At 26.0% G+C, this 21,312-nt stretch carries 18 protein-coding genes; 10 read left to right on the plus strand and 8 right to left on the minus strand.

Going from position 1 to position 21,312, the window contains the following annotated elements; all coding sequences use genetic code 11:
- The first annotated feature begins 61 nt into the window (after positions 1-61).
- The 3 genes from BDU_RS02710 to BDU_RS02720 all read left to right on the plus strand — a co-directional run bounded on the left by BDU_RS02710 (position 62) and on the right by BDU_RS02720 (position 3,451).
- Positions 62-694, plus strand: a complete 633-nt coding sequence (locus BDU_RS02710) for a hypothetical protein (protein ID WP_041177722.1) — start codon at positions 62-64, stop codon at positions 692-694.
- A gap of 167 nt (positions 695-861) precedes the next feature.
- On the plus strand, positions 862-2,082 hold the full coding sequence (locus tag BDU_RS02715) for a ribose-phosphate pyrophosphokinase (RefSeq protein ID WP_012538293.1): 1,221 nt from the start codon (positions 862-864) through the stop codon (positions 2,080-2,082).
- Positions 2,083-2,086: 4 nt separating this feature from the next.
- On the plus strand, positions 2,087-3,451 hold the full coding sequence (locus tag BDU_RS02720) for an FGGY-family carbohydrate kinase (protein WP_012538294.1): 1,365 nt from the start codon (positions 2,087-2,089) through the stop codon (positions 3,449-3,451).
- On the opposite strand, the gene BDU_RS02725 is transcribed toward BDU_RS02720, so the two are convergent.
- Genes BDU_RS02725 through BDU_RS02750 form a run of 6 tightly spaced genes read right to left on the minus strand, consistent with a single transcriptional unit; the run spans position 3,434 to position 8,685 of the window.
- Positions 3,434-4,138, minus strand: a complete 705-nt coding sequence (locus BDU_RS02725) for an SPOR domain-containing protein (protein ID WP_012538295.1) — start codon at positions 4,136-4,138, stop codon at positions 3,434-3,436. The genes BDU_RS02720 and BDU_RS02725 overlap by 18 nt on opposite strands.
- On the minus strand, positions 4,138-4,734 hold the full coding sequence (coaE, locus tag BDU_RS02730; protein WP_012538296.1) for a dephospho-CoA kinase: 597 nt from the start codon (positions 4,732-4,734) through the stop codon (positions 4,138-4,140). The genes BDU_RS02725 and coaE overlap by 1 nt, the downstream gene beginning before the upstream one ends.
- Positions 4,713-7,481: a DNA polymerase I gene (gene polA, locus BDU_RS02735; RefSeq protein WP_012538297.1), complete on the minus strand. Its 2,769-nt coding sequence runs from the start codon at positions 7,479-7,481 to the stop codon at positions 4,713-4,715. The genes coaE and polA overlap by 22 nt, the downstream gene beginning before the upstream one ends.
- Positions 7,478-7,882 (minus strand): hypothetical protein, encoded by a 405-nt coding sequence (locus tag BDU_RS02740; protein ID WP_012538298.1) that lies wholly within the window; start codon positions 7,880-7,882, stop codon positions 7,478-7,480. Before BDU_RS02740 ends, polA begins: the two co-directional genes overlap by 4 nt.
- Complete coding sequence (fliS, locus tag BDU_RS02745) at positions 7,872-8,294, minus strand: flagellar export chaperone FliS (RefSeq protein ID WP_012538299.1); 423 nt, start codon at positions 8,292-8,294, stop codon at positions 7,872-7,874. Before fliS ends, BDU_RS02740 begins: the two co-directional genes overlap by 11 nt.
- Positions 8,295-8,304: 10 nt before the next feature.
- Positions 8,305-8,685, minus strand: a complete 381-nt coding sequence (locus BDU_RS02750) for a response regulator (protein ID WP_025400805.1) — start codon at positions 8,683-8,685, stop codon at positions 8,305-8,307.
- A gap of 192 nt (positions 8,686-8,877) precedes the next feature.
- Between BDU_RS02750 and ligA the strand changes: the two genes are divergently transcribed.
- Entirely contained in the window at positions 8,878-10,887 is a 2,010-nt protein-coding gene (gene ligA / locus BDU_RS02755) for an NAD-dependent DNA ligase LigA (RefSeq protein ID WP_012538301.1), read from the plus strand.
- A gap of 2 nt (positions 10,888-10,889) precedes the next feature.
- Here the strand turns inward: ligA and BDU_RS02760 are convergent, their stop codons facing one another.
- Positions 10,890-13,124: a hypothetical protein gene (locus BDU_RS02760; RefSeq protein ID WP_318250778.1), complete on the minus strand. Its 2,235-nt coding sequence runs from the start codon at positions 13,122-13,124 to the stop codon at positions 10,890-10,892.
- A 345-nt stretch (positions 13,125-13,469) separates the two neighbouring features.
- Here BDU_RS02760 and BDU_RS02765 point away from each other — a divergent pair, with 345 nt between their 5' ends.
- The 6 genes from BDU_RS02765 to crr all read left to right on the plus strand — a co-directional run bounded on the left by BDU_RS02765 (position 13,470) and on the right by crr (position 19,373).
- Positions 13,470-15,338, plus strand: coding sequence for a hypothetical protein (locus BDU_RS02765; protein ID WP_012538303.1), 1,869 nt, complete (start codon positions 13,470-13,472; stop codon positions 15,336-15,338).
- A complete protein-coding gene (locus BDU_RS02770; RefSeq protein WP_012538304.1) occupies positions 15,325-15,786 on the plus strand; it encodes a hypothetical protein in 462 nt (153 codons plus the stop codon). The genes BDU_RS02765 and BDU_RS02770 overlap by 14 nt, the downstream gene beginning before the upstream one ends.
- Positions 15,783-16,643, plus strand: a complete 861-nt coding sequence (locus BDU_RS02775; protein ID WP_012538305.1) for an FAD binding domain-containing protein — start codon at positions 15,783-15,785, stop codon at positions 16,641-16,643. Before BDU_RS02770 ends, BDU_RS02775 begins: the two co-directional genes overlap by 4 nt.
- Before the next feature lie 159 nt (positions 16,644-16,802).
- Positions 16,803-17,063, plus strand: coding sequence for an HPr family phosphocarrier protein (locus BDU_RS02780; RefSeq protein WP_012538306.1), 261 nt, complete (start codon positions 16,803-16,805; stop codon positions 17,061-17,063).
- Positions 17,064-17,078: 15 nt separating this feature from the next.
- Positions 17,079-18,800, plus strand: coding sequence for a phosphoenolpyruvate--protein phosphotransferase (ptsP, locus tag BDU_RS02785; protein WP_041177723.1), 1,722 nt, complete (start codon positions 17,079-17,081; stop codon positions 18,798-18,800).
- Between the two features lie 3 nt (positions 18,801-18,803).
- On the plus strand, positions 18,804-19,373 hold the full coding sequence (gene crr / locus BDU_RS02790) for a PTS glucose transporter subunit IIA (RefSeq protein ID WP_012538308.1): 570 nt from the start codon (positions 18,804-18,806) through the stop codon (positions 19,371-19,373).
- Between the two features lie 36 nt (positions 19,374-19,409).
- Here crr and htpG read toward each other — a convergent pair whose 3' ends face one another.
- Entirely contained in the window at positions 19,410-21,257 is a 1,848-nt protein-coding gene (gene htpG, locus BDU_RS02795) for a molecular chaperone HtpG (protein WP_012538309.1), read from the minus strand.
- Between the last annotated feature and the right edge of the window lie 55 nt (positions 21,258-21,312).

Genomic DNA, 21,312 nt, shown 5'->3' on the forward strand with positions numbered 1-21,312 from the left:
TGTCTATATTCCATGATCTTAATGTGTGAATTCATTTAGATATTTTGGAGGGTTTAATGTCATGAAAATAAAATTTTTGTTTTTAAGTTTGTGGATATTTGTTACAGTAAATGTTTTGTCAAGTGTTGATTTTGAACTTAACTTAGGTTTTGGGTTTGATTTTCCAGTTAGCACTATTTCAAATTTTTATAAAACAGCTTTGGATGTGGGTAGAGAACTTGAAAGCACTATGTCTATTTTAAAGAAAGCTAAGATTATTAGAAATTTTGCAGATATGGTTAATATTTCTAAATCAGGTTTGACTTATGGAGGATACGTGCAAATGGGAGCAAAATTTGATGATTTTTGTTCACTTGGTTTTGAACTTGGACTTGATTTTAATGTATTTAGAAGTATTAATAGTAAAGGACGATTGCATAATCTGCTTTCATTTGTTTCAGCTATTGAACCTAAATTTTATACAAGATTAGATTTCTTTATAGGAGCTGTTACATTTTTTACTGGACCTAGGGTTAATATTGCTACTGCTATCCAAGATTCTATTTTAGCTGAATTTGGAATTTTTGGTTGGGATTTGGGAGCAAGAGCTACATGTGCTTTTTTGACAATTGAAGGATATTATTGTTGGAATATTCTGAATAATAAATTTTCTGATTTTAAATTTGGTGTAGGTCTTGAGTTTGGCGTTGTTTAGGGCATTATATAGTTAATTCTTATTTTTAATAAATATTGATAGAATTTGGGTATTTTTTATTTGTAATGGAGATTGTTATTTTTGAAAATTTTTTTAAACTTGTATGAATTATTTATATTAATGTACAATAAAGTAAAGATTTTCTGTTTGAATAGGGAGTTTTAACATTGAGCTTGCTTATGAAAAAGTCAATAGGAATTATTGCATGTCCTGGAGGTCGGGTATTTGCAGAGAAAATAATGGCAGAACTTAATACAATATTTTTAGATGCTGAGAATAAAGTTATTGAACAAATTTCGCAAACTTCTAATTGTTCAAAGGAAGATGTTTTGAAATTTGAAGGAATTTTATCTCCTTTTTTAGAGGGACTTGAATTTTCTAATTTAAGGTTTGATGAGACTATGGAAATTCCTGTAAATTTTGTTAAATTTGCTAATGGTGAGTTTAAGTCAGAGATTTTAAAAACTATCAGAAATAAAGATATTTTTATTGTACAAGATGTTTCTAATACTTATCCAGTTACTGTAAATAATAATGAAGAAGTAGTGATGACAGTTAATGATCATTTGATGAACTTAATGACTACAGTAGACGCGTGCATGCAGGCTAAGGCCAATTCTGTTAGTGTTATTGTTCCTTCTTATCCTTACTCAAGGCAAGATAAAAAACATTCACGAGAAGGGCTCACAGCAAGTCTTTTTGGAAGATTTTTGGAAGAATTGAGAGTAAAACATATTTTAACATTGGATATTCATTCAAAGGCTATTGAAAATGTCTTTAGAAAGTCGTATTTTGAAAATTTGAATGCATCTTATGAAATTTTTGATGCTTTAGCTGAACTTATAGATATTAGAGATTCTAACTTAGTAGTTGTATCTCCTGATACAGGAGCTGTTAATCGAAATAAGTTTTTTGCATCTAATCTTAAGAGACCCTTGGCTTTGCTTTATAAAGAGAGAGATTACTCAAAGGTAACGCATAATGTTACTGATTCAAACATTTCTGTTACTAAATTGTTGGGAGATGTTGAGGGTAAAAATGTTTTTATGAGTGATGATATTTTGGCTACTGGTGGTACTTTTATTAAAGCAGTGAAATTGTTAAAAAGTATGGGAGCTAAAAAGATTATATGTGCAGTAAGTTTACCATTTTTTAATGGAGATGCCATTAGGTATTTTGATAAAGCCTATGAGGAAGGTTATTTTTATAAGATAATTGGAACAAATGCTGTTTATCATGATGATAAACTTCTTAGTAAACCTTGGTACTATGAAGCTAATGTTGCACATCTTTTTGCAGGTGCAATTTTTGCAATTCATAATAGAGTTAGTTTGCAAAGAATTCTTGATAGAAGCCATGACATTCAAAATTTGATTTCTAAGAGTTAATTTTATGAATGTACTCAGTATTGATGTTGGTACTAGTACTTTAAAATCTGCTTTAATAAATTCTCATTATGGGATTTTAGGGTGTCTTGATATAAATTATTTTGATTATTTTAATGTAAATTTTGAAAATTTTGATTATAAAATATGGATCTTTGCTTTAAAGAAAATAATGTCTCATTTTATGTATAGAAAAATTGATTGTATTTCTATTAGTGGTATCTCTCCATGTTTAATAGCTCTTGATTCAAATTTAATTCCTTTAGAAGTGTTACATTGGAATTCTTCTAAAGTAGTTAAAAATTATAAAGGAAAATCAACTTTTTTGCCCTTTGTTCTTAGTACATTTGAAAGAGGAATTTATGATAAAGTTAGATATTTCGTTTCGTGTTTTGAATATTTAATTTATTTACTTACAGGTAATTTGGTTACAAGCTATCCTAGTTTGTCTTATATTCCTTTTATTTGGAATAATATTGAACTTAAAGAATATAATCTTGATACAAGTAAATTCCCTCCTTTTTTAAGAATGGGAGAAATTGTTGGGCAGGTTACTAAGCGTGCTAGTATTGAATTTGGTATTAATAGTGGCATTAATGTAATTAATGCTGGAATTGATTATTTAAGTGTTCTTATTGGAAGTGGAGCTTTTTTTTCTGGAATAGTATCAAATAGAATGGGTACTAGCGAAGGTTTTAATTTTGTCTCAGATACGTATTTATTAGATTTTTCTTTGATATATCCTTATTTCTTAGATAATTTGTTTATTATTGGAAGAATAGTTCCTTCTGGATATTTATTGCAATTACTTAAAGATAGATTGTTTCAGAAGGAAAAATCATTTGGAGAATTTCTTGAAAAAATTTCTGCAATATATACGCCAAGTAATATTTATTTTTATTTAAATAAAAAAGAACTTTTTTGTGATTATATTTTAATAGATCCACAAATAAAGAATAATTTAAATGAAGGCATTGTGGGAAAGTTAGATGATCCTTTACAGATAGGAATTGCAATTCTTGAGTCTTCTTATTTTTCATTTTATAATAGGATGCTTAATCTTAAGTCTTGTAAAAGAGATATCTTAGATATTTTTGTAAGTGGGACTAATTCAGATAATTTATTTTTAAATAAGCTTAAAGCTAATATTATTGGGAAAGATTTAAAAATTTTTGAATTTAAACATTCTGAGATTGCTGGTAATGCAATTTTGGCATTTTGTTGTTTGAAAGAATTTGATAATTTAGAGGATGCATTTAAAAAACTTGTTAAAATAAAGCGTATTGTGTCCTTTAATGCCAATATGCATGAGATTTATTTGGAAAAATATCATAATTATGTTTCTAATTTTAATCTATTTGTTAATAGTTAATATGTAAGCATCCTTAAATTCATTTGAATTTGATATTTTTTTAAGATCAATCTTTGCTTCTGATATAGTTTTATATGGTCCAGATCTGACCCTATAGGTGTCTTTGTCATTTATTGTTGCTGAATATATTTTTGCATTTATTTTATATTTCATTAGTTCTTGGATATTATTGTCAGCAGTAATTGGATCTGAGAGCGATGCAAATTGTATATAATATTCCTTTTGAGGATCATATTTGCTTTCAAGTTTATTATAATTTTGTTTTTTTTTGATTTCTTGACTTGCCTTTGCATTAATTTTTTTTGGTTTGAGTGTTTTTGCTTGTGTTTGTGTTTTTTTTGGTATATTTGGTTTTACAATTTGTGCTTCTTTTTTGTGAATAATTTCTTTATTATTTTTATCCATATTATTATTGAAATTTGTGTCTTCTTTATTGGTTTTTGTAAGGTCAATTATGATTTCATTTGGTTTGTCAGTTATTGATAGAGTATCTTGATTATTTTCATTTTCTGTAGATTTTTCATTTTTTGTTTCTTGCAAAATAATATTTTTGCCTGCAATGTCAGAGGCCAAATTTTTATTTGGGAAAAAAATAATTATTCCAAGAAATATAATTGCACAAACAGTTACAATTGAAGTTAATGCTACTAAGAATCCTTTGTTATTATTGTTATTGAAATCTCTCATTATGTTACCTCTCTCATCTTAGCCCTAATTTTTCTTTTTAAATATTCATAACTCTTATTGTTAATTATATTTATTATTTTTGAATTTATAATATTTTTATTGAAAAAAATATCTTTTTGCCATTTAAGTATGTTTATAATTAATTTGTCATCAATATTGCGATTTAATTTTAGCCTATTTTTTATTATCTCATCATTTGCTTTTATTATAAATATGTGTTTACAAAATTTTGCAAGGTCTAGTTTAAAAAGTAGTGCGGCATTGATTATAATTTTGTTAGACTTATTTGTTAATATTATTTGTTCTATTTTTTGATGTATGATGGGATGTGTTATTTTTTCTAATATTTGTAGCTTTTCTTTATCATAAAAGACTATATTGCGAAGTTTTATTCTGTCTATTTCATTTATATTATTTAATATTTTATTGCCAAAAGTTTTAATTATTGTATTTTTTTTTTCTTCTAAAATGATATGACCTATTTTATCTGCATTAATTTCATAAAAATCATATTCGTTACTAATGATTTTTGACACAGTGTCTTTTCCGGTTGATATTCTACCAGTTATTCCAATTATTGATGAATGTCTCCCCATGATTTTCCAGTTTCAATATTTGTTTTTAAAGGAATCTTTAAAGGATAAGCATTTTCCATCATTTCTTTTATTATTATTTGTGCCTTTTCACATTCTTCTTCTGGTGATTCAATTAACATTTCATCGTGTACTTGTAAGAGTATTTTTGATTTTAGATTGTTATTTTTAAATTCATTATATACTTTAATCATTGCAATTTTCATTATATCAGATGCACTTCCTTGAATTATACTATTTATTGCCATTCGTTCAGCACCTGTTCTTTCTAAATAATTTTGACTATTAATTTCTCTTATGTATCTTCTTCTCTTTAAAAGGGTTTCACTGTATCCATTTTGCTTTACAAAATCTATTTGATTTTGTATAAAAGTTTTTATTTTAGAATAAAGATTAAAATATGAATCGATAAAATTTTGTGCTTCCTCTCTTTTAATGGATAACTCTTGTGAAAGTCTAAAAGCTGACATTCTATAAATTATTCCAAAATTAATTGATTTTGCTATTCTTCTCATTGAAGGTGTTATGTTGGCTTCATCTACCTTAAAGAGTTTTGATGCTGTTTGTATGTGAATATCTTTTTTATGTGTAAAAGCTTCAATTAGTGATTCGTCTTCTGAGAGATGTGCTAATATTACAAGTTCTATTTGTGAATAATCTGCAGATATGAAAATATTGCCTTTAGTAGGTTTGAATGCTGCTCTTATTTTTCTTCCTCTTTCATTTTTGATTGGTATGTTTTGTAGATTGGGTGCAGTACTTGAAATTCGTCCCGTTGCTGTTTTTGTTTGTATAAAGTTCGTATGTATTTTGTTTGTTTTTTCGTTTATAAATTCTATTAAATTATCGGTATATGTATTTTTTAGTTTTGCAAGTTGTCTGTAGTTTATGAGTTTTTCTATAGATTCATGCTGATCTTTTATTGTCTCTAGCACCTTGATATCTGTTGAATCTTGCTTAACATTTTTTGGTACTATAATATTTAATTTTTCAAATAAAATCGTATGTAATTGTTTGCTTGAATTTAGATTAAATTCAATGCCTATACTTTGTATTACTTCATTCTCAATTGTTTTTAATTCTTGTTCAAGTTCATGGCCATATTGTGTTAAGTAATTGCTGTCAAGGTAAATGCCATTTTCTTCCATTTCTATAATGACATTGCTAAATGGCATTTCTATGTTTTTCATTAGGCTTTCAAGATTGTCTTCTTTGAGCTTTTTTCTCAAGATATTAAATAATCTGAAGGTAATGTCAGCATCTTCAGCAGCATAGTTGGATGCTATTTCAAGTGGTATATCTTTAAGAGTACTATGTTGTGGTACTATTTCTTCGTATTTAATGTTTTTATGCATTAGATATTTTGCTGCTAAAAAGTCAAGAGATACTTTTGTGTTTGGATCAATAACATATGCTGCTATCATTGTATCGAAATATGCAGAGATGACATTAAATCCATGTCTTTTTAGTACTTTGTAATCAAATTTATAATTTTGACCAATTAATTTTGGTTGTGAGTTAAACAATTCATTAAATTTTTGTATTATGTACTCTTTTCCAATAGAATTTTTTTCTTTGGTTTCTATGGGAATATAGTAACTTTCAAATTCTTTAAATGAAACTGAAATTCCAATTATATTTGATTCATAAACATTAATAGAAGTTGTTTCTGTGTCTATTGCTATATAGCTTGCTTTTTTTAGTTGTTCTATTAGTAAATCCAGTTCTTCTTTTTTTAATATTGTTTTATATTTGACATTTTCTTCTTGTATTGTCTTAAGAGTATTTGCATATAATGTTGTTGATTGTAAATCTTTTGTATTTTCTTTATTTGCTTTTGTTTTATTGATATCAAAGATTGATTTTTGCATTGTATTTATAATATTTTTTTTCTTTAATAGAGATTTGTAAGATTTAATGAGGGTTGTTGCAGAATATTCTTCAAATAGTAAAATAATATCTTCTTTTAAATTTTCTAGTCTAAATGTTTCAAGTGATGGTAATTCTAGATCTTCTACAAGACTTATAAGTTTATAACTTAAAAAAGCATTTTCTTTTTCTCGTAGTAAGATTTCTCTGTATTTATTATTTATTAAAGATAAGTTTTCATATATTCCATTTAATGTGTGAAATTCATTTAATAATTTAGAAGCACCTTTTTGTCCAATTCCTTTAATTCCTGGGATGTTGTCTGAGGGGTCTCCAACAATGGATAAATAGTCTTTGATTTGAGATTTATTTATTCCAAATTTTTTTATAACATAATCATTGTTCATTTCTAAAAAGCTACTATTTTCAATTTTAAATATTTTGGTTTGATTTGATATTAATTGTAATAAGTCTTTATCTGGAGAGATAATATAAGTCAAGTAATTGTTTTGTTCTGCCTTTTTTGTAAAACTGGCTATAAGATCATCAGCTTCATATCCTTGTAGTTCAAACATTGGGATATTTGCTTTTATTAATCCTTCTTTTATCCAATGAATTTGTGGAATTAGGTTGTCTGGAGGAGCATCTCTTGTTGCTTTGTAACTTGGGTATTGTTTTTGTCTAAATGTTTGTGTTTCTGAATCAAAAGTGACAATTAGATTTTCTGGTTTTTTTTCCTTTATGATAAAGAAAAGAGTTTTAAAAAAACCAATAAATGCGCTGACATTTTCTCCTTTACTATTTGTTAAAGGATTGTTTTTCATAACGTGATAGTTTCTAAAAATTATGTTTAATGCATCTATTAAGTAAATTTCTTTCATATTATAACATCTAATAAAATTGGTTCTTTATGGTTAAATGAACTTTTGAAAAATTGTATTTTTGGTATTGCTTTTTTTTGAGCAAATATTTTTTTTAACATTTTATATGTATTTTTATATTGAGTGTATATCATTTCTTTTAATGATAAAGTATCTTTAATTAATTTGTTAATTTCTTCTTGTATTTGTTCTTGTGTTTTTAACCATGAATTTATGGTTGTATAATAGTTGTTGATTGAATTTACAATTAGATCTTTTTTAGGATTTGTGATTTCTAATATATCTATTATTTCTTGAGTGATTTTTGTATTTTCAAATTCTAAGATAGCTTTTAATTTTTTTAGTTCAAGTATTAGATCTTGTAAATATTTTTTTAAGATTACATTTGTATTATCCGACAATATTTATTCCTAATTTCTTTTTAATGATAATATTATTATCTTTTTTAAGTAATGCTTTCCAAGCTGTGTGAAGATTTTTGAGGTGCTTTAAGACTTCTTGGATATTATCTATATTTTTTTCTAATGTAACACTTTCTAATGTTTTATTTAAAAAGGAGTATATTGAGAATAGGTTATTTGAAATATCCCCACCATCTTCAAAATTTAGTGTAGACATTAATTCTATAATAATATCTTGTGCATGATAAACTTTTTCATCAGCTTTTGTTGTGCTGTTTGGGTCTTTATTTTTATAAAATTCTTTAGCAACTTCTAAATCTTGTATTGCTTTTTCATATAGCATTACTAATATTGATATTGAACTTGATGTGTTGACTTGTGTTTTTTTGTAAATATCTTCTTTTCTTAGCAAGGATTTTCTCCTAATTTAATGTTTTTATTTGTTCTGCTATCTGTTCTTCTCTGAAAGGTTTTGTAATATATCCTTTTGCTCCAAGTTGTAGGGCTTTTGCAATAAGTTCTTGTTTTCCAAGTGCTGTGACCATTAATATGTTTAGTTTGCGTTCAAGCTTTTTGTTAAGTGCATTTATTTTTTCAAGTGCTGTAATTCCATCCATGCCCATCATAGTTATATCAAGAGTTATTAGATGAAGTGTTTCTTGTTTTTTAAATTCCTGAATAGCCTGAATACCATCTTCTGCTTCTAAAAACTCATTGAATCCTAAATTTTTTAGTATTTTAATTAAATTTTTGCGCATAAAAATAGAATCATCAACTATTAAAGCTTTTTTATTTTCTTCCAATTTCCATACTCCTTCACCTAATTTTAACATAATCGGGTATTAAAAATCATTTAATAAAGAAAGATATAATCCATTTTATATTTACTCTAAATTTTAGGATAAATAGATTTATTACTCAGTAATCCGTATGGATATTTTATATTTTTTTGTAAAATTATATTGTGGTTTTTGTAATGGGGTTGATGTTAAATTATGGGTAAAGATATAAAAGATGAAATTTTATCTTTAAGGGATGCCATTAAAAAATGGGATAGGGAATATTATGTTGATTCGTCACCTACTGTGGGCGATGTTACCTATGATAAAGCTCTTTTGCGACTTCAATATTTGGAGAATAGGTATCCTGAATATAAAACTTTAGATTCTCCTACGCTTAAATTTGGAAGTGATCTTTTAAATGATTTTAAAGAGGTTGAACATTCTTATCCTATATTGAGTTTAGATAAGGCCTATGATGTTAAAGAATTATTATTATGGGTTGAGAAAATGAGTTTAGAAGGTTCTAATTTGGGATTTGATATGGGAATTTCAGCTGAACCTAAAATAGATGGATGTTCAATTGTTCTTTATTATAAAGATGGAATACTTGAGAAAGCTTTAACCAGGGGCGATGGTAGATTTGGTAATAATGTGATTGAAAATGTGAGAACAATTAAGAATGTTCCTCTATGCATTGGAGAACGGGTCGAATTGGTATTGAGAGGTGAAATTTATATTACCAAAAAAGATTTTTTGAAAATAAATCATACATTAGATGATTCTTATATTAATGCTAGAAATTTGACTTCAGGTATATTGAGAAGAATAAATAGTAGAGAAGTTGTTAACTTTCCCTTAGATATTTTTGTTTATGATATTTTATATTCCAGTTTGGAATTAAATACTAATCATGATGCTTTTGATAAGCTTAAACATTTTGGTTTTAAACTTAATCCTTTTTGTAAGTTTTTTTGTGGTAAAAACTTGGGAGAAAATATTATTAATTATGTAAAGGAAATAGAAGAACAGAGAGAGCGTTTTGAATATGAGATTGATGGTGTTGTTTTAAAGGTTGATGATTTTCGTTTAAGAGATGTTTTGGGATATACTTCTCATCATCCTAAATGGTCAATTGCTTATAAGTTTGAGTCTTTGAGAGCTGTTAGTAAGGTAATTGATATAGTTGTTCAGGTTGGACGTAGTGGTAAAATTACTCCTGTTGCAAATATAGAGAAAGTACTTATTGCAGGAGCTTTTATTACCAGTGCAAGTTTACATAATCAGGATTACATAGATTCTATTGGTTTAAATGTTAAAGATGTTGTTGCAATTTCAAGGCGTGGAGATGTAATTCCTGCCGTTGAATTGGTTGTAGAAAAACTTTCTGTTGGTAATTTTAAAATTCCAAATTATTGTCCTTCATGTAAAAAGTCTTTAATAAAAGAGGGTGCACATCTTTTTTGTGTTAATATACATTGTCCTTTGAAGATTATGGGACATATAAAGTATTTTTGTAGTAAAAAATGTATGAATATTGTGGGACTTTCAGAAAAAACAATTGAATTTCTTTTTAATATGAATTTTATATCTTCAGAAATAGATCTCTATACATTTGATTTTGATAGGCTTATTGGTCTTAAGGGATTTAATTTTAAAAGGGTAAATAAGTTAAAGCGTTCTATTGAAGAGAGTAAAAATAGACCGTTTAAAAAATTACTTCTTGCTATGGGCATTAAGGATCTGGGAATTAATACAATATTATTGTTAATCAACAATAATTTAAATTCATTTGATGCAATTAGTTTGCTTTGTCAAGATAATAAAAATGCACTTGTTAAACTTTTAGATATTAAAGGGATAGGAGAAAGAATAGCTTTCAATATTATTAGGGCCTTTAATGATAAGATTATCCTTGATAAATTCAACTTTTTTAAGGGATTAGGATTTAAGATGCAAGAAGATAGTATTAATTGTGTTGTAGATTCTTCTTTTTTATTTGGTAAAAAATTTTGTATAACAGGATCTTTTGATGAGTATCCCAGACATGTTCTTATTGATAAAATTACTAAAAAAGGTGCTATTTTTAACAGTTCAGTTAGTAGATATTTAGATTTTTTACTTGTTGGGAAAAGTCCTGGATTAAAATTAAAAAAAGCTAATAATTTGGGCATTAAAATTCTTAGTCTTTTTGATATTAAAAATTTGGTCAATTTAGATGATTAAACTTATTTTATTATTCTTACGTTTCTAAATTCCGATGCTAAGTTTTTGTATAGAGTATTTATATCATTTGTGTATTCTACTTTTATTAAATTGCGAAAAAATTTTTCTTTATGTTTTAGTGATGGATTAATAAAGTGAGTTTTGACATTATATTTTGGGATTAATTTGTAAATTTCTTTTGCCCTATGTAGATTTTTTGTTGGTTCTATTTCAATATAATATCCATTGGATTTTTTAAAATCAAATTCATTACTTTGGACTTTAAAATTATAATTATTTAAATGTGTATCTGGATATATCTTAAATTCAGCGTTTTTTATTATGGCATTTTTATTTGTTGTTTGTATATCTTGTGGATAGGAGCCTTGTGTTATTTGTTGTGATTTTCTGTTTTTGTGTTTTGTTGAATCTTTTTTTACATATTTTGTTAAACCTTCTTTAAGTTTTAGAATGTCATTTTCATTATTTGTCAATCTTTTATCTAATATATTGATTTGATCTTGTTTTTGTTGAATTATATTTTTATTTTCTTTGTATAATTCTTCGTTTTCTTCAATCTTATTTTTTAGTGAATTTATTATTTTTTCTATTGAAAGTAAGTTATTTTCAATATTTTTGAAGCCATTGTCATGGTCATTTTTGAATTTTGTTAATTCTTGGTGGAATGCTAATAGGATTTCTCCATTATTATTAATTTTATTATCAAGGTCACCTAATATTTGAGTGTGATTATTAAGGGAATCTTTATTATTATTAATTTTATTATCAAGGTCACCTAATATTTGAGTGTGATTATTAAGAGAATCTTTATTATTATTAATTTTATTATCAAGGTCACCTAATATTTGAGTGTGATTATTAAGGGAATCTTTATTATTATTAATTTTATTATCAAGGTCACCTAATATTTGAGTGTGATTATTAAGAGAATCTTTATTATTATTAATTTTATTATCAAGGTCACCTAATATTTGAGTGTGATTATTAAGGGAATCTTTATTATTATTAATTTTATTATCAAGGTCACCTAATATTTGAGTGTGATTATTAAGGGAATCTTTATTATTATTAATTTTATTATCAAGGTCACCTAATATTTGAGTGTGATTATTAAGAGAATCTTTATTATTATTAATTTTATTATCAAGGTCACCTAATATTTGAGTATGATTATTAAGGGAATCTTTGTTGTTATTAATTTTACTATCAAGGTCACCTAATATTTGAGTATGATTATTAAGAGAATCTTTGTTGTTATTAATTTTACTATCAAGGTTACCTAATATTTGAGTGTGATTATTAAGAGAATCTTTGTTATTATTAATTTTATTATCAAGGTTACCTAATATTTGAGTGTGATTATTAAGGGAATCTTTATTGTTATTAATTTTACTATCAAGGTTACCTAATATTTGAGTGTGATTATTAAGAGAATCTTTGTTATTATTAATTTTATTATCAAGGTTACCTAATATTTGAGTGTGATTATTAAGAGAATCTTTGTTATTATTAATTTTATTATCAAGTTCATTTAGTATAGTATTTTCTGAGTTGGAATATTCTTTTTCTTGAATATATGTATCGTATGTATTTTCTGTGGGTGGGTAATTGTAACTTTCATTTGGTATATATTCTTTTTGATTGTCTTCATATCTTTGTTCATTGTAATCATTATAATCATTGTTTTTTGCTTGATAAGAGTCTTGATAAGGATCATTTAGTAAATTTTCTTTTGTATTAATTAAATATTTTATTCTTTCAATTTCTTCTTTTAAACTTTTAATTAGCATTGCATATTCTTCATTCTTTCTTTTGATTGATTCTATATTTGTATCATTTAAAAGATTTTCTATGTTTGTTATTTTTTTTTCATAGTTTTTAATTCTAAATTTTAAGTTGTCTATATTTTGTATGAACCAATCATCATCCATATTATTTTGTTCGAAATCGGAATCTTTTGTAAAGATGTTATTTCTTATTTGTCTGTTATTTGCTATTTGGATTTGTGATGAATCTTTAAAACTAAGTTTATTAAGTTGTTTTTTTAATGTGTGTATATCATTTTCTTTTGAAACTTTATTTTGTTTGAAATAAATGGTTTTTTTTTCATTATTTTGATTGTTAAAATCTTCATTTAGATCTTCTCTAGGAATATAAATTGTTGAATAGTTGAACATGTAATCTTTGGTTGTGTATTGTTTTTGTTCTCCAAAAAGTAATGTACACGAGATCAACATAAAAATTTTATGGATCATGGAAGCTATTTTTTTATATTTACCCATAAACATTAAACCTCATGAATATTATTTGATATTCATTTTAATTTTGATATTATCATAGTTTTTAAAATTGATCAAAAGAAAATAAGATTATTTATGTAATAATTATGAATTATTATTGTGATTATTGTAGTTTAAATTACAATTTAGTATTTAGTACATATTGATTTATATGTTGAATAACATAATTTAATTATCAAGTTATATTTTGATTTACAATAGTAATTTTATTGGTATTGTGCCATAATGATACCAATAGAAGAGAAATTATGAATTTTAACTTCTTGTTTTACTTAATTTTTTATGAAATTAGAAAATATGGATGAAGTTTGGGCTTTGCCAGTTTGTTGTAATATTAAAAATTCGATTATTGAAGATTTTAAGGTGTCAGATGAATACAAAAATCAAGTGTTTAATATAAGTTATAAAGATAATATTATCTTAAAATTTATTGATATCATTGATTCTCATGAATTTAATTTAAAACTTTTTGATAATCACATAGATTTTGAAGGGCAAGTACCTTTAGTTTTATATTCTGATAACCTAGATACTTTATTAGAAGCAGAATCGAATGTTATTTTTGAATTAAGACCTATTGAACAAAATGATATTTGTTGTAGTTTGAACCTTCAAGAATCAGATGAATTTAAAATTTATACTTCGCATTATGAATTTTCTGATCATTTAAATTATTGTAGTGACTTTATTTTAGTTAAGGTATTCTTTAGTGATGATAATTTAATAATTGATGCTGATCTTGATAATATTGCATTAGTTAAGCAGATTATTAGTGATAACTTTTGTATTTCTAAAGATAAGATTATTATTAATTCTATTAATAATAATTGTGTTAATATTTTATTTCCCATTGTCTTTAATGCTGTTGTGCAAGGTATAGTGATTTCTAAAAAACTTGGTCTTAAGGTTAATGTTATTTACTATAAAAGGCATTTTTTAATAGCAGAGTCTTTAAATTTAAAATTTTCTGTTGTAAATTACTTGTCAATTGAAAATAGGCTTAATAAGATTATGTTGGAGCTTAAAATTAATAGACCCTTGAACTTTTTATATAAATTTTATTTTAATTATCTTAATAAGATTTTTAGTAATTTATTTTTTGATGTATTAGTACATATTAATCTTATATCTATTAATAGTAATTCTATTTTTTTTTGTGATAATTATTTTTTATTTGGAATTTCTGCTTATAGTTTTATTTATTCGAATTTTTATAATCTTGCGGTTAGTTTATCACTTGAACCCCTCAATTATTTGCTTGGTTATGTGAAGAGTGAATATAATATTTTTTTTAAGCTTTTTAAGGAGATGGATTTAAAAAATTCTATTATGCGCAAATCGTCTTCTATAAGTTTAAATAATGAATATAATGTCTTAGATGTTAAGAGAAAAGGCGTAGGATTTGCCTTTTTAAATTTAGATTCTAATATAGATTTTGCTTTATTAGATATTGGTAATTTAACTATTTCTATGAATTTGTATAAAGATAAATTGGATGTATTTATTCCTTATAAAATTATAGATATTAATCTGGTGAATTATTTGAAGAATGTTTTAGCTAAAGCTTTTAATTTGTCTTATAATTGTGTCAATTTTCTTGTTGCTGATTCTTTCAAAGATGATATTAAATTTTCTTGTTCCTTATTAAAGGAGTCTTATTTTATTGAGAGCGCAGTTTTAACTATGAAAGAAGAGCTTTCTGTTGTAATTGATGATGAGGGGAGAAAAGAATATCCAATTATAGTTAGTAGAAATTTTGTTGTAGATATAGATGCAAAGTTTTATGTTGCTTGTTCTCTTGAGGTTGATGTAATAATACATTCTTTTCATATTATATTTAGTAATGTTAATTTTTTTATTGAAAATGGTAAATTTGATAAGCTTAGGGTAAATAGCAAACGTGCATTTTCAATTTTCGGTTTGGCAGTTGATTACGTTTTTGGGAATATTACTTATGATGTTATTGATTCTGTAGGACTGGAATTTATTGAAGATGGTGAATTTATTTTTTCTTTTAGGGTATTATTTATTGCATCTGTTTCTGCAATAAGATCATCATTAATTCAAGCTTTTGATTTTGATATATGTAAAACACCTATTGATCTTAAAAGTATTTTAGATGATTGGAGTGTGAGAATTGATACTAATTAGCTTTAATTTGAATGGAGAAAATCTTTCAAAGAGTATTGGACTTTCTTTGAGTACTAAAGAGCTTTTAATTAGTGTTTTTTATTCAGGGGAGAGAAATCTGATTGAAAGAATGAATAAAAGATTTTCATTAGTTCTTTTGGATTTAAGACCGGTATATTCATCTTTAGTGCCGGCTTTTATGTTAAATGGGCGTAGTATTATTACTGTTGAGGGGTTGGAGAACACAACCTTTTATAATACATTAACTAAAGTTTTGTTGGAGAGTGATTTTGGATTTTGTGACAGTTGTTTTTCATCCAATGTATTATTATTTTATTATCTTTTAAAACGTAAGGTTATAATTAGGACTGATATTTTAGGATATTATAGTACATTAAAGTGTCATTGTCTTGATGTTAATACCTTTTTAGACCTTTATTTACGGTTGGAAGAATTAGAGAAAAAATGAGTAGTGTGAAGGTGTATTACCCTGAAAATTTTAATGCACTTGTTAGTTTATTTCAGGAAAGTTCAAAAAATTATATAATTTATAATGAAATTGATTTTCATAAAAATTCTGAAATTTTTATGAAAAATGACTCTGATAGCTTTTTTATAATAAATAATTTTGAAAAGTTTAATAAGATTTTTCTTAGAAGTAATTTTTTGGAAATAGGTCCATGTGTTACTTATGATGCTATTTTGCAATTTGGAGAGAAAAATATTCCACGTTTATTTTATGAATTTATTTCAATGTTAAACGATAGAATATGTCTAAATAGCATTAATATTGCTAATGGGTTTTATTATAAAAACACAATTTTTGATTTATATCCTTTATTGTTAAGTCTTGATGCTCAAATTGAATTTAAGAATATTTTGACTAAAAAAAATTATACTTATAATGCTTATAGCATTAATAGGGATGATTATATACAAAACCGTCATGTTTTATTTTTAAGCAAATTAAAATTTCCAATTACAAATTTGTGGAATAAGAGTTTTTGTAGTAGGATATTTGATTATACTTTTTCATTTAATTTTTTAGACGAGATGAATATTATTTTTATTTGTGTTTTGTTGAATGTTAAAAGGAATATTATAAGTGATTTTCTGATGAAAATATTTTATAATGACAAGGTTATTACTTTAAGGGATTTTCAAGTTTTACTTTTAAACAAAACTTTACCTTTATCTTTAGTTGAGATTGAAGATTCTCTTAGAATGTTAGATAAAAGTATTCGTGATGTTAAAAATTTTAGTTTGGAAGAGAGAAGTTTGAAACTTATAAAAAATTTTTATTTTGATATATTGTTTAATTTTTAGTCTTAAAAAATTATCATTATTAAAAATTGTTGGTTTTTGGAGTTAGTTTTAATAGAAAGGCAATAGAATTTAATTTATCAATTTGTTTTTATGCATTATAATATTTATTTGTTAGTAATTTAATCAAAAAATAATTATTCAAATAAGGGGCTTAAGCTTATGGTTAAAAAAGAGGCTACAATTAAGGCTGTTAATGGTTTACATGTGAGACCAGCATCAACATTTGTCAAAAAGGCTAAGGAATATGCTAGTGATATAACTATTGAAGCTGATGGAAAATCTGTTAGCGGCAAAAGTTTGTTTAGATTGCAAACTTTAGAGTTATCTTCTGGTAAGAAGCTTATGGTTTGTGCTGAGGGTGATGATGAGGAGAGAGCTGTTAATGAACTTGTTGAACTTATTGAATCTTTTAAAGAATAAGTGTGGAAGGTTAATATGACTTTATCGGGGAAAAGAATATCTAAAGGGATAGGTATTGGAGAAGCACTTTTTATCAAGAAAGATTTTGATAAATTAATTGATAAATCAAAAATTACTTCTTCACAAGTTGATGGTGAGATAAAAAAATTTAATGATGCTAAGTTAAAGGCTATATCTGTTTTAAGAGATCTTACAAGAAAGGTTGTATCTCAACTTGGAGCTGATAAGGAAGGCATTTTTGAAGGACAGATGTTAATTATTGAAGATGATGAGCTTTCTGAGTCTGTTATAAATTTTATTAAGAATGAAAATTGTGGCGCTGCTTATGCTGTTTATCTGTCTTTTAAAGAATTGATAGCAAGTGTAGAAGAATATGCAGATGTTTATTTAAAAGAGAGAGCTTCTGATTTTAAAGACATTAGAAATAGACTTATTGCAAATATTTTAGATAAGGTAGTTGATCTTGCTGAGGTTAAGAGAGATGTGGTGTTAATTACTGAAGAATTAACACCTTCTGATACAATGCAGGTTGATTTAAGTTATGTTAAGGGTTTTATCACCACGGTTGGTGGTGAAACTTCTCATGCTGCTATTTTAGCAAGAACAATGGGACTTCCGGCTCTTGTGATGTCACCTTTAGATATTGATAAAATTAAAGAAGGTGAGCAGTTGATAATTGATGGACTCTCTTCAATAATTATTAGTAGTCCTTCATCTAGTGAACTTGATAAATATTCTCATAAGATACTAAAATATAATGAGCATGAGAAAGAGCTTTTTGAATTAAAGAATCAAGATGCAGTAACAAAAGATGGTATTAAAATATTTTTAAAGGCTAATATTGGAACTCCAACAGATATTTTTTATGTTAATAAATATGGACTTGATGGCATAGGGCTTTTTAGGACAGAATTTTTGTATATGGAGTCTTTAAAGCCTCCTACAGAAGATGAACAGTTTGAAGCTTATAAAAAAGTTGTTGAGAATATTGAAAAAAAAGGCGTTGTTACTATTCGTACTCTTGATATTGGAGGAGATAAAGAAATTCCATATTTTAATTTTCCAAAAGAAGAGAATCCTTTTCTAGGATATCGTGCTCTTAGAATGTATATGGATTATGAAAGTTTGATTCAAAGTCAATTTAATGCAATTTTTAGAGCTAGTCATTATGGCAAAATAAGGATTATGGTTCCTATGCTTGCTAGGTATGAGGAACTTGAGATAATTAATTATTTTGTAGATAAAGCCAAGGAAAATTTAAAATCTAGGAACTTGCCTTTTGATGAAAATTTGGAAGTTGGATGTATGATAGAAGTTCCTTCTGCTGCTTTATTAGCAGCTGAACTTGCTGATAAGTTGGATTTCTTTAGTATTGGTACTAATGATTTAACTCAGTATACTTTGGCTGTGGATAGGGGTAATCAGAAAATATCAAATTTGTATGATAAATATAATCCTGCTGTTTTAAAATTGATTAAGAATGTTTTTGATGCTGGTCATAGTGCTGGTATTGATGTTTCTGTTTGTGGTGAACTTGGAGGAGATGAAGCTGGAGCTTTAATTCTCATTGGACTTGGATTTAAATCTCTGAGTATGGTTCCTAGTGCTTCGCTTAGGATTAAGTATTTGCTTAGAAAATATACTATGTCTGATTTGAATGAGTTGGCAATTAAAGTTTTAAATAGCAAATCAGAATCAGAGACTTTAAAATTTTTAGATAAATATATAGGAGATTAACTTATGGGATTTTTAGGGTTTTTTAAAAAGGTGGCTACTTTAGATTTGATAGCACCTGTTAGTGGCAAGGTTGTTTCAATTGATAAGGTGCCAGATGAAGCTTTTGCTGAGAAAATAGTTGGTGATGGAATTGCAATTATGCCTACTGGAAATGAACTTGTTGCGCCTTGTGATGGGAATATTGGTAAGATTTTTAAGACTAATCATGCATTTAGTCTTGAAACCAAAGAGGGAATTGAAATTTTTGTGCATTTTGGTATTAATACTCTTAATTTAAATGGTAAGGGATTTACAAGAGTTGCTGAGGAAGGTATGAGTGTTAAGCAGGGTGATGTTATTATTAGACTTGATCTTGAGTATCTAAAAGCCCATGCAGAGTCAATAGTTACTCCTGTTGTTATTGCAAATTCTGATGAAGTTTCAAGCATTGAGTATGTGTTTGGCAAGCTTGATGATGATTCTGAATATGTTGTGTCTTCTACTACTACTTTAACTGAAGATATTGAGACTAAAATATTACAAGCTAGTCCTGTTGAAGCGGGTAAAGATATAGTTCTTAGAGTTAAAAAGTAAGTTCGCATACTCATGAGTATGCGAACTTACTTTTATTTATATATTTTTTTCTAACATTTCATTTATTATGTTTATAAATTGATTTGGGTTTTTGCTTGGCAGTCCTGAAGTTATTATTGCTTCTTCAAGAAGAATGATGCTTATTTTTTCTAAGGTTGTATCATCTAAATTTTTTAAATTTTGAATAATTTTGTTGTTTGGATTAAGTTCAAGAATGGGTTTTGTTTCTTTAACTTCTTGTCCCATTGATAGCATGATTTTTTGCATTTGATAAGTAGGATCAGTGCTGTCAATTATTATTGCTGATGGTTCTTGTACGAGGGTTGCTGATAATGAAACATCTTTAACATGATCTTTTAATATTTCTTTTATTTTAGACAGTATGTCTTGAAATTCTTCTTCTATTTTTTTGAAATTTTCATCTTTTAATTCATCACTTGTTTCATTTTTATTTATTGCTTTTAATTTAATGCCCTCATATTCTGTTATGAAATTTAAAATAGCTTCGTCAATCTCATCATCCATAATGAGAGTTTCATATCCTCTATCTTTATAAGCATTTACAATAGGGTTGATTTTAAGAATATTTTCTTTGCCTCCAGTGATGTAATATATGCTTTTTTGTTCTGCAGGCATTCTATCTTTATATTCTTTTAGTGATACAAATCCATTTACATTAGAAGATTTGAATCTAATTAGAGATATTAGCTTATTTCTATTATCAAAATCGGAATAAACCCCTTCTTTTAAGCATCTTCCAAATTCTTTAGAAAATTCATTGAATTTAGTGGGGTCGTTTTCACTTAATTTTTCAAGTTCGCTAAGTATTTTTTTTACAGAAGATGCCTTTATTTTGGCTAATGTTTTATTTTTTTGTAAAATTTCTCTACTTACATTTAGGGGTAAATCTTGGCAATCTATTATTCCTTTTATAAATCTTAGGTAATTTGGAAGTAAGCTGTCAGCAGAATCTGAAATAAAAATTCTATTTATAAATAATTTTACCCCAGGTTTAGTATTTGGATAATATAGGTCATAGGAAGCTTTACTTGGAACGTAGAAAAGATTTGTGTATTCAATACTTCCCTCGGCTTTTGTATGAATATGAATTAATGGATTTTCATAATCAAAAGCTAAATTTTTATAAAATTCATTATATTCTTCATTAGAGATTTCATTTTTATTTTTTGTCCAAATAGCTGTTGTATCATTTAATTTATCTTCTTTCTCTTCAAATCCTTCTTGTTTGCCATCCTTCATTATAGGTTCTCTATATTTAATAAAAATAGGATAGCTTATATGATTTGAGTATTTTTTTATAATTTCTTGAATTTTCCATTTGTTAGCATATTCGGTTCCCTCTTTATTAAGGTGAAGTATTATTTCAGTTCCATTCTCATCTTTATTTGTTTCATTGATTTCATATCCTGTTTTTCCATCACTAGACCAAATATATGCAATATTATCTAGAGCTTTTTTTGTTATAACTTCAACTTTGTCTGCTACAATAAAAGCACTGTAAAAACCAACACCAAATTGTCCAATTAGGCTTGAAGCTTTTTTTTCATCTTTTTTTAAGTTGTTAATAAATTCTTTAGTGCCTGATTTTGCAATTGTTCCGAGGTGACTAATTAAATCCTCTCTATTCATTCCAATTCCATTATCTTTTATTGTGATGGATTTTTCATCAAAATTTATATCTATTCGAGGATCTAATTTTATGTCTTTAAATTTTTCATCTGTGATGTTTAAAAATTTAAGTTTATCAATGGCATCAGAAGCATTTGATATTAATTCTCTTAAAAATATTTCTTTATGTGAGTAAAGAGAATGTATGATTAAATAAAGTAAATCATTGACTTCTGTATCAAATTGTTTTTTCATAGAATTCTCCTATCTTGTATTCGTTTAATCTTTACTTTTTTTATAATATAACATA

Origin of the sequence: Borrelia duttonii Ly (assembly GCF_000019685.1) — a bacterium.
Taxonomy (GTDB): Bacteria; Spirochaetota; Spirochaetia; order Borreliales; family Borreliaceae; genus Borrelia; species Borrelia duttonii.

Coding starts and splice junctions, on each gene's coding strand:
- BDU_RS02710 (WP_041177722.1), top strand. CDS start 62: ATGAAAATAAAATTTTTGTTTTTAAGTTTGTGGATATTTGTTACAGTA.
- BDU_RS02780 (WP_012538306.1), top strand. CDS start 16,803: ATGGTTAAAAAAGAGGCTACAATTAAGGCTGTTAATGGTTTACATGTG.
- crr (WP_012538308.1), top strand. CDS start 18,804: ATGGGATTTTTAGGGTTTTTTAAAAAGGTGGCTACTTTAGATTTGATA.
- BDU_RS02720 (WP_012538294.1), top strand. CDS start 2,087: ATGAATGTACTCAGTATTGATGTTGGTACTAGTACTTTAAAATCTGCT.
- BDU_RS02725 (WP_012538295.1), bottom strand. CDS start 4,138: ATGAGAGATTTCAATAACAATAATAACAAAGGATTCTTAGTAGCATTA.
- BDU_RS02765 (WP_012538303.1), top strand. CDS start 13,470: ATGAAATTAGAAAATATGGATGAAGTTTGGGCTTTGCCAGTTTGTTGT.
- BDU_RS02760 (WP_318250778.1), bottom strand. CDS start 13,124: ATGTTGATCTCGTGTACATTACTTTTTGGAGAACAAAAACAATACACA.
- polA (WP_012538297.1), bottom strand. CDS start 7,481: ATGAAAGAAATTTACTTAATAGATGCATTAAACATAATTTTTAGAAAC.
- htpG (WP_012538309.1), bottom strand. CDS start 21,257: ATGAAAAAACAATTTGATACAGAAGTCAATGATTTACTTTATTTAATC.
- coaE (WP_012538296.1), bottom strand. CDS start 4,734: ATGGGGAGACATTCATCAATAATTGGAATAACTGGTAGAATATCAACC.
- BDU_RS02775 (WP_012538305.1), top strand. CDS start 15,783: ATGAGTAGTGTGAAGGTGTATTACCCTGAAAATTTTAATGCACTTGTT.
- ptsP (WP_041177723.1), top strand. CDS start 17,079: ATGACTTTATCGGGGAAAAGAATATCTAAAGGGATAGGTATTGGAGAA.
- ligA (WP_012538301.1), top strand. CDS start 8,878: ATGGGTAAAGATATAAAAGATGAAATTTTATCTTTAAGGGATGCCATT.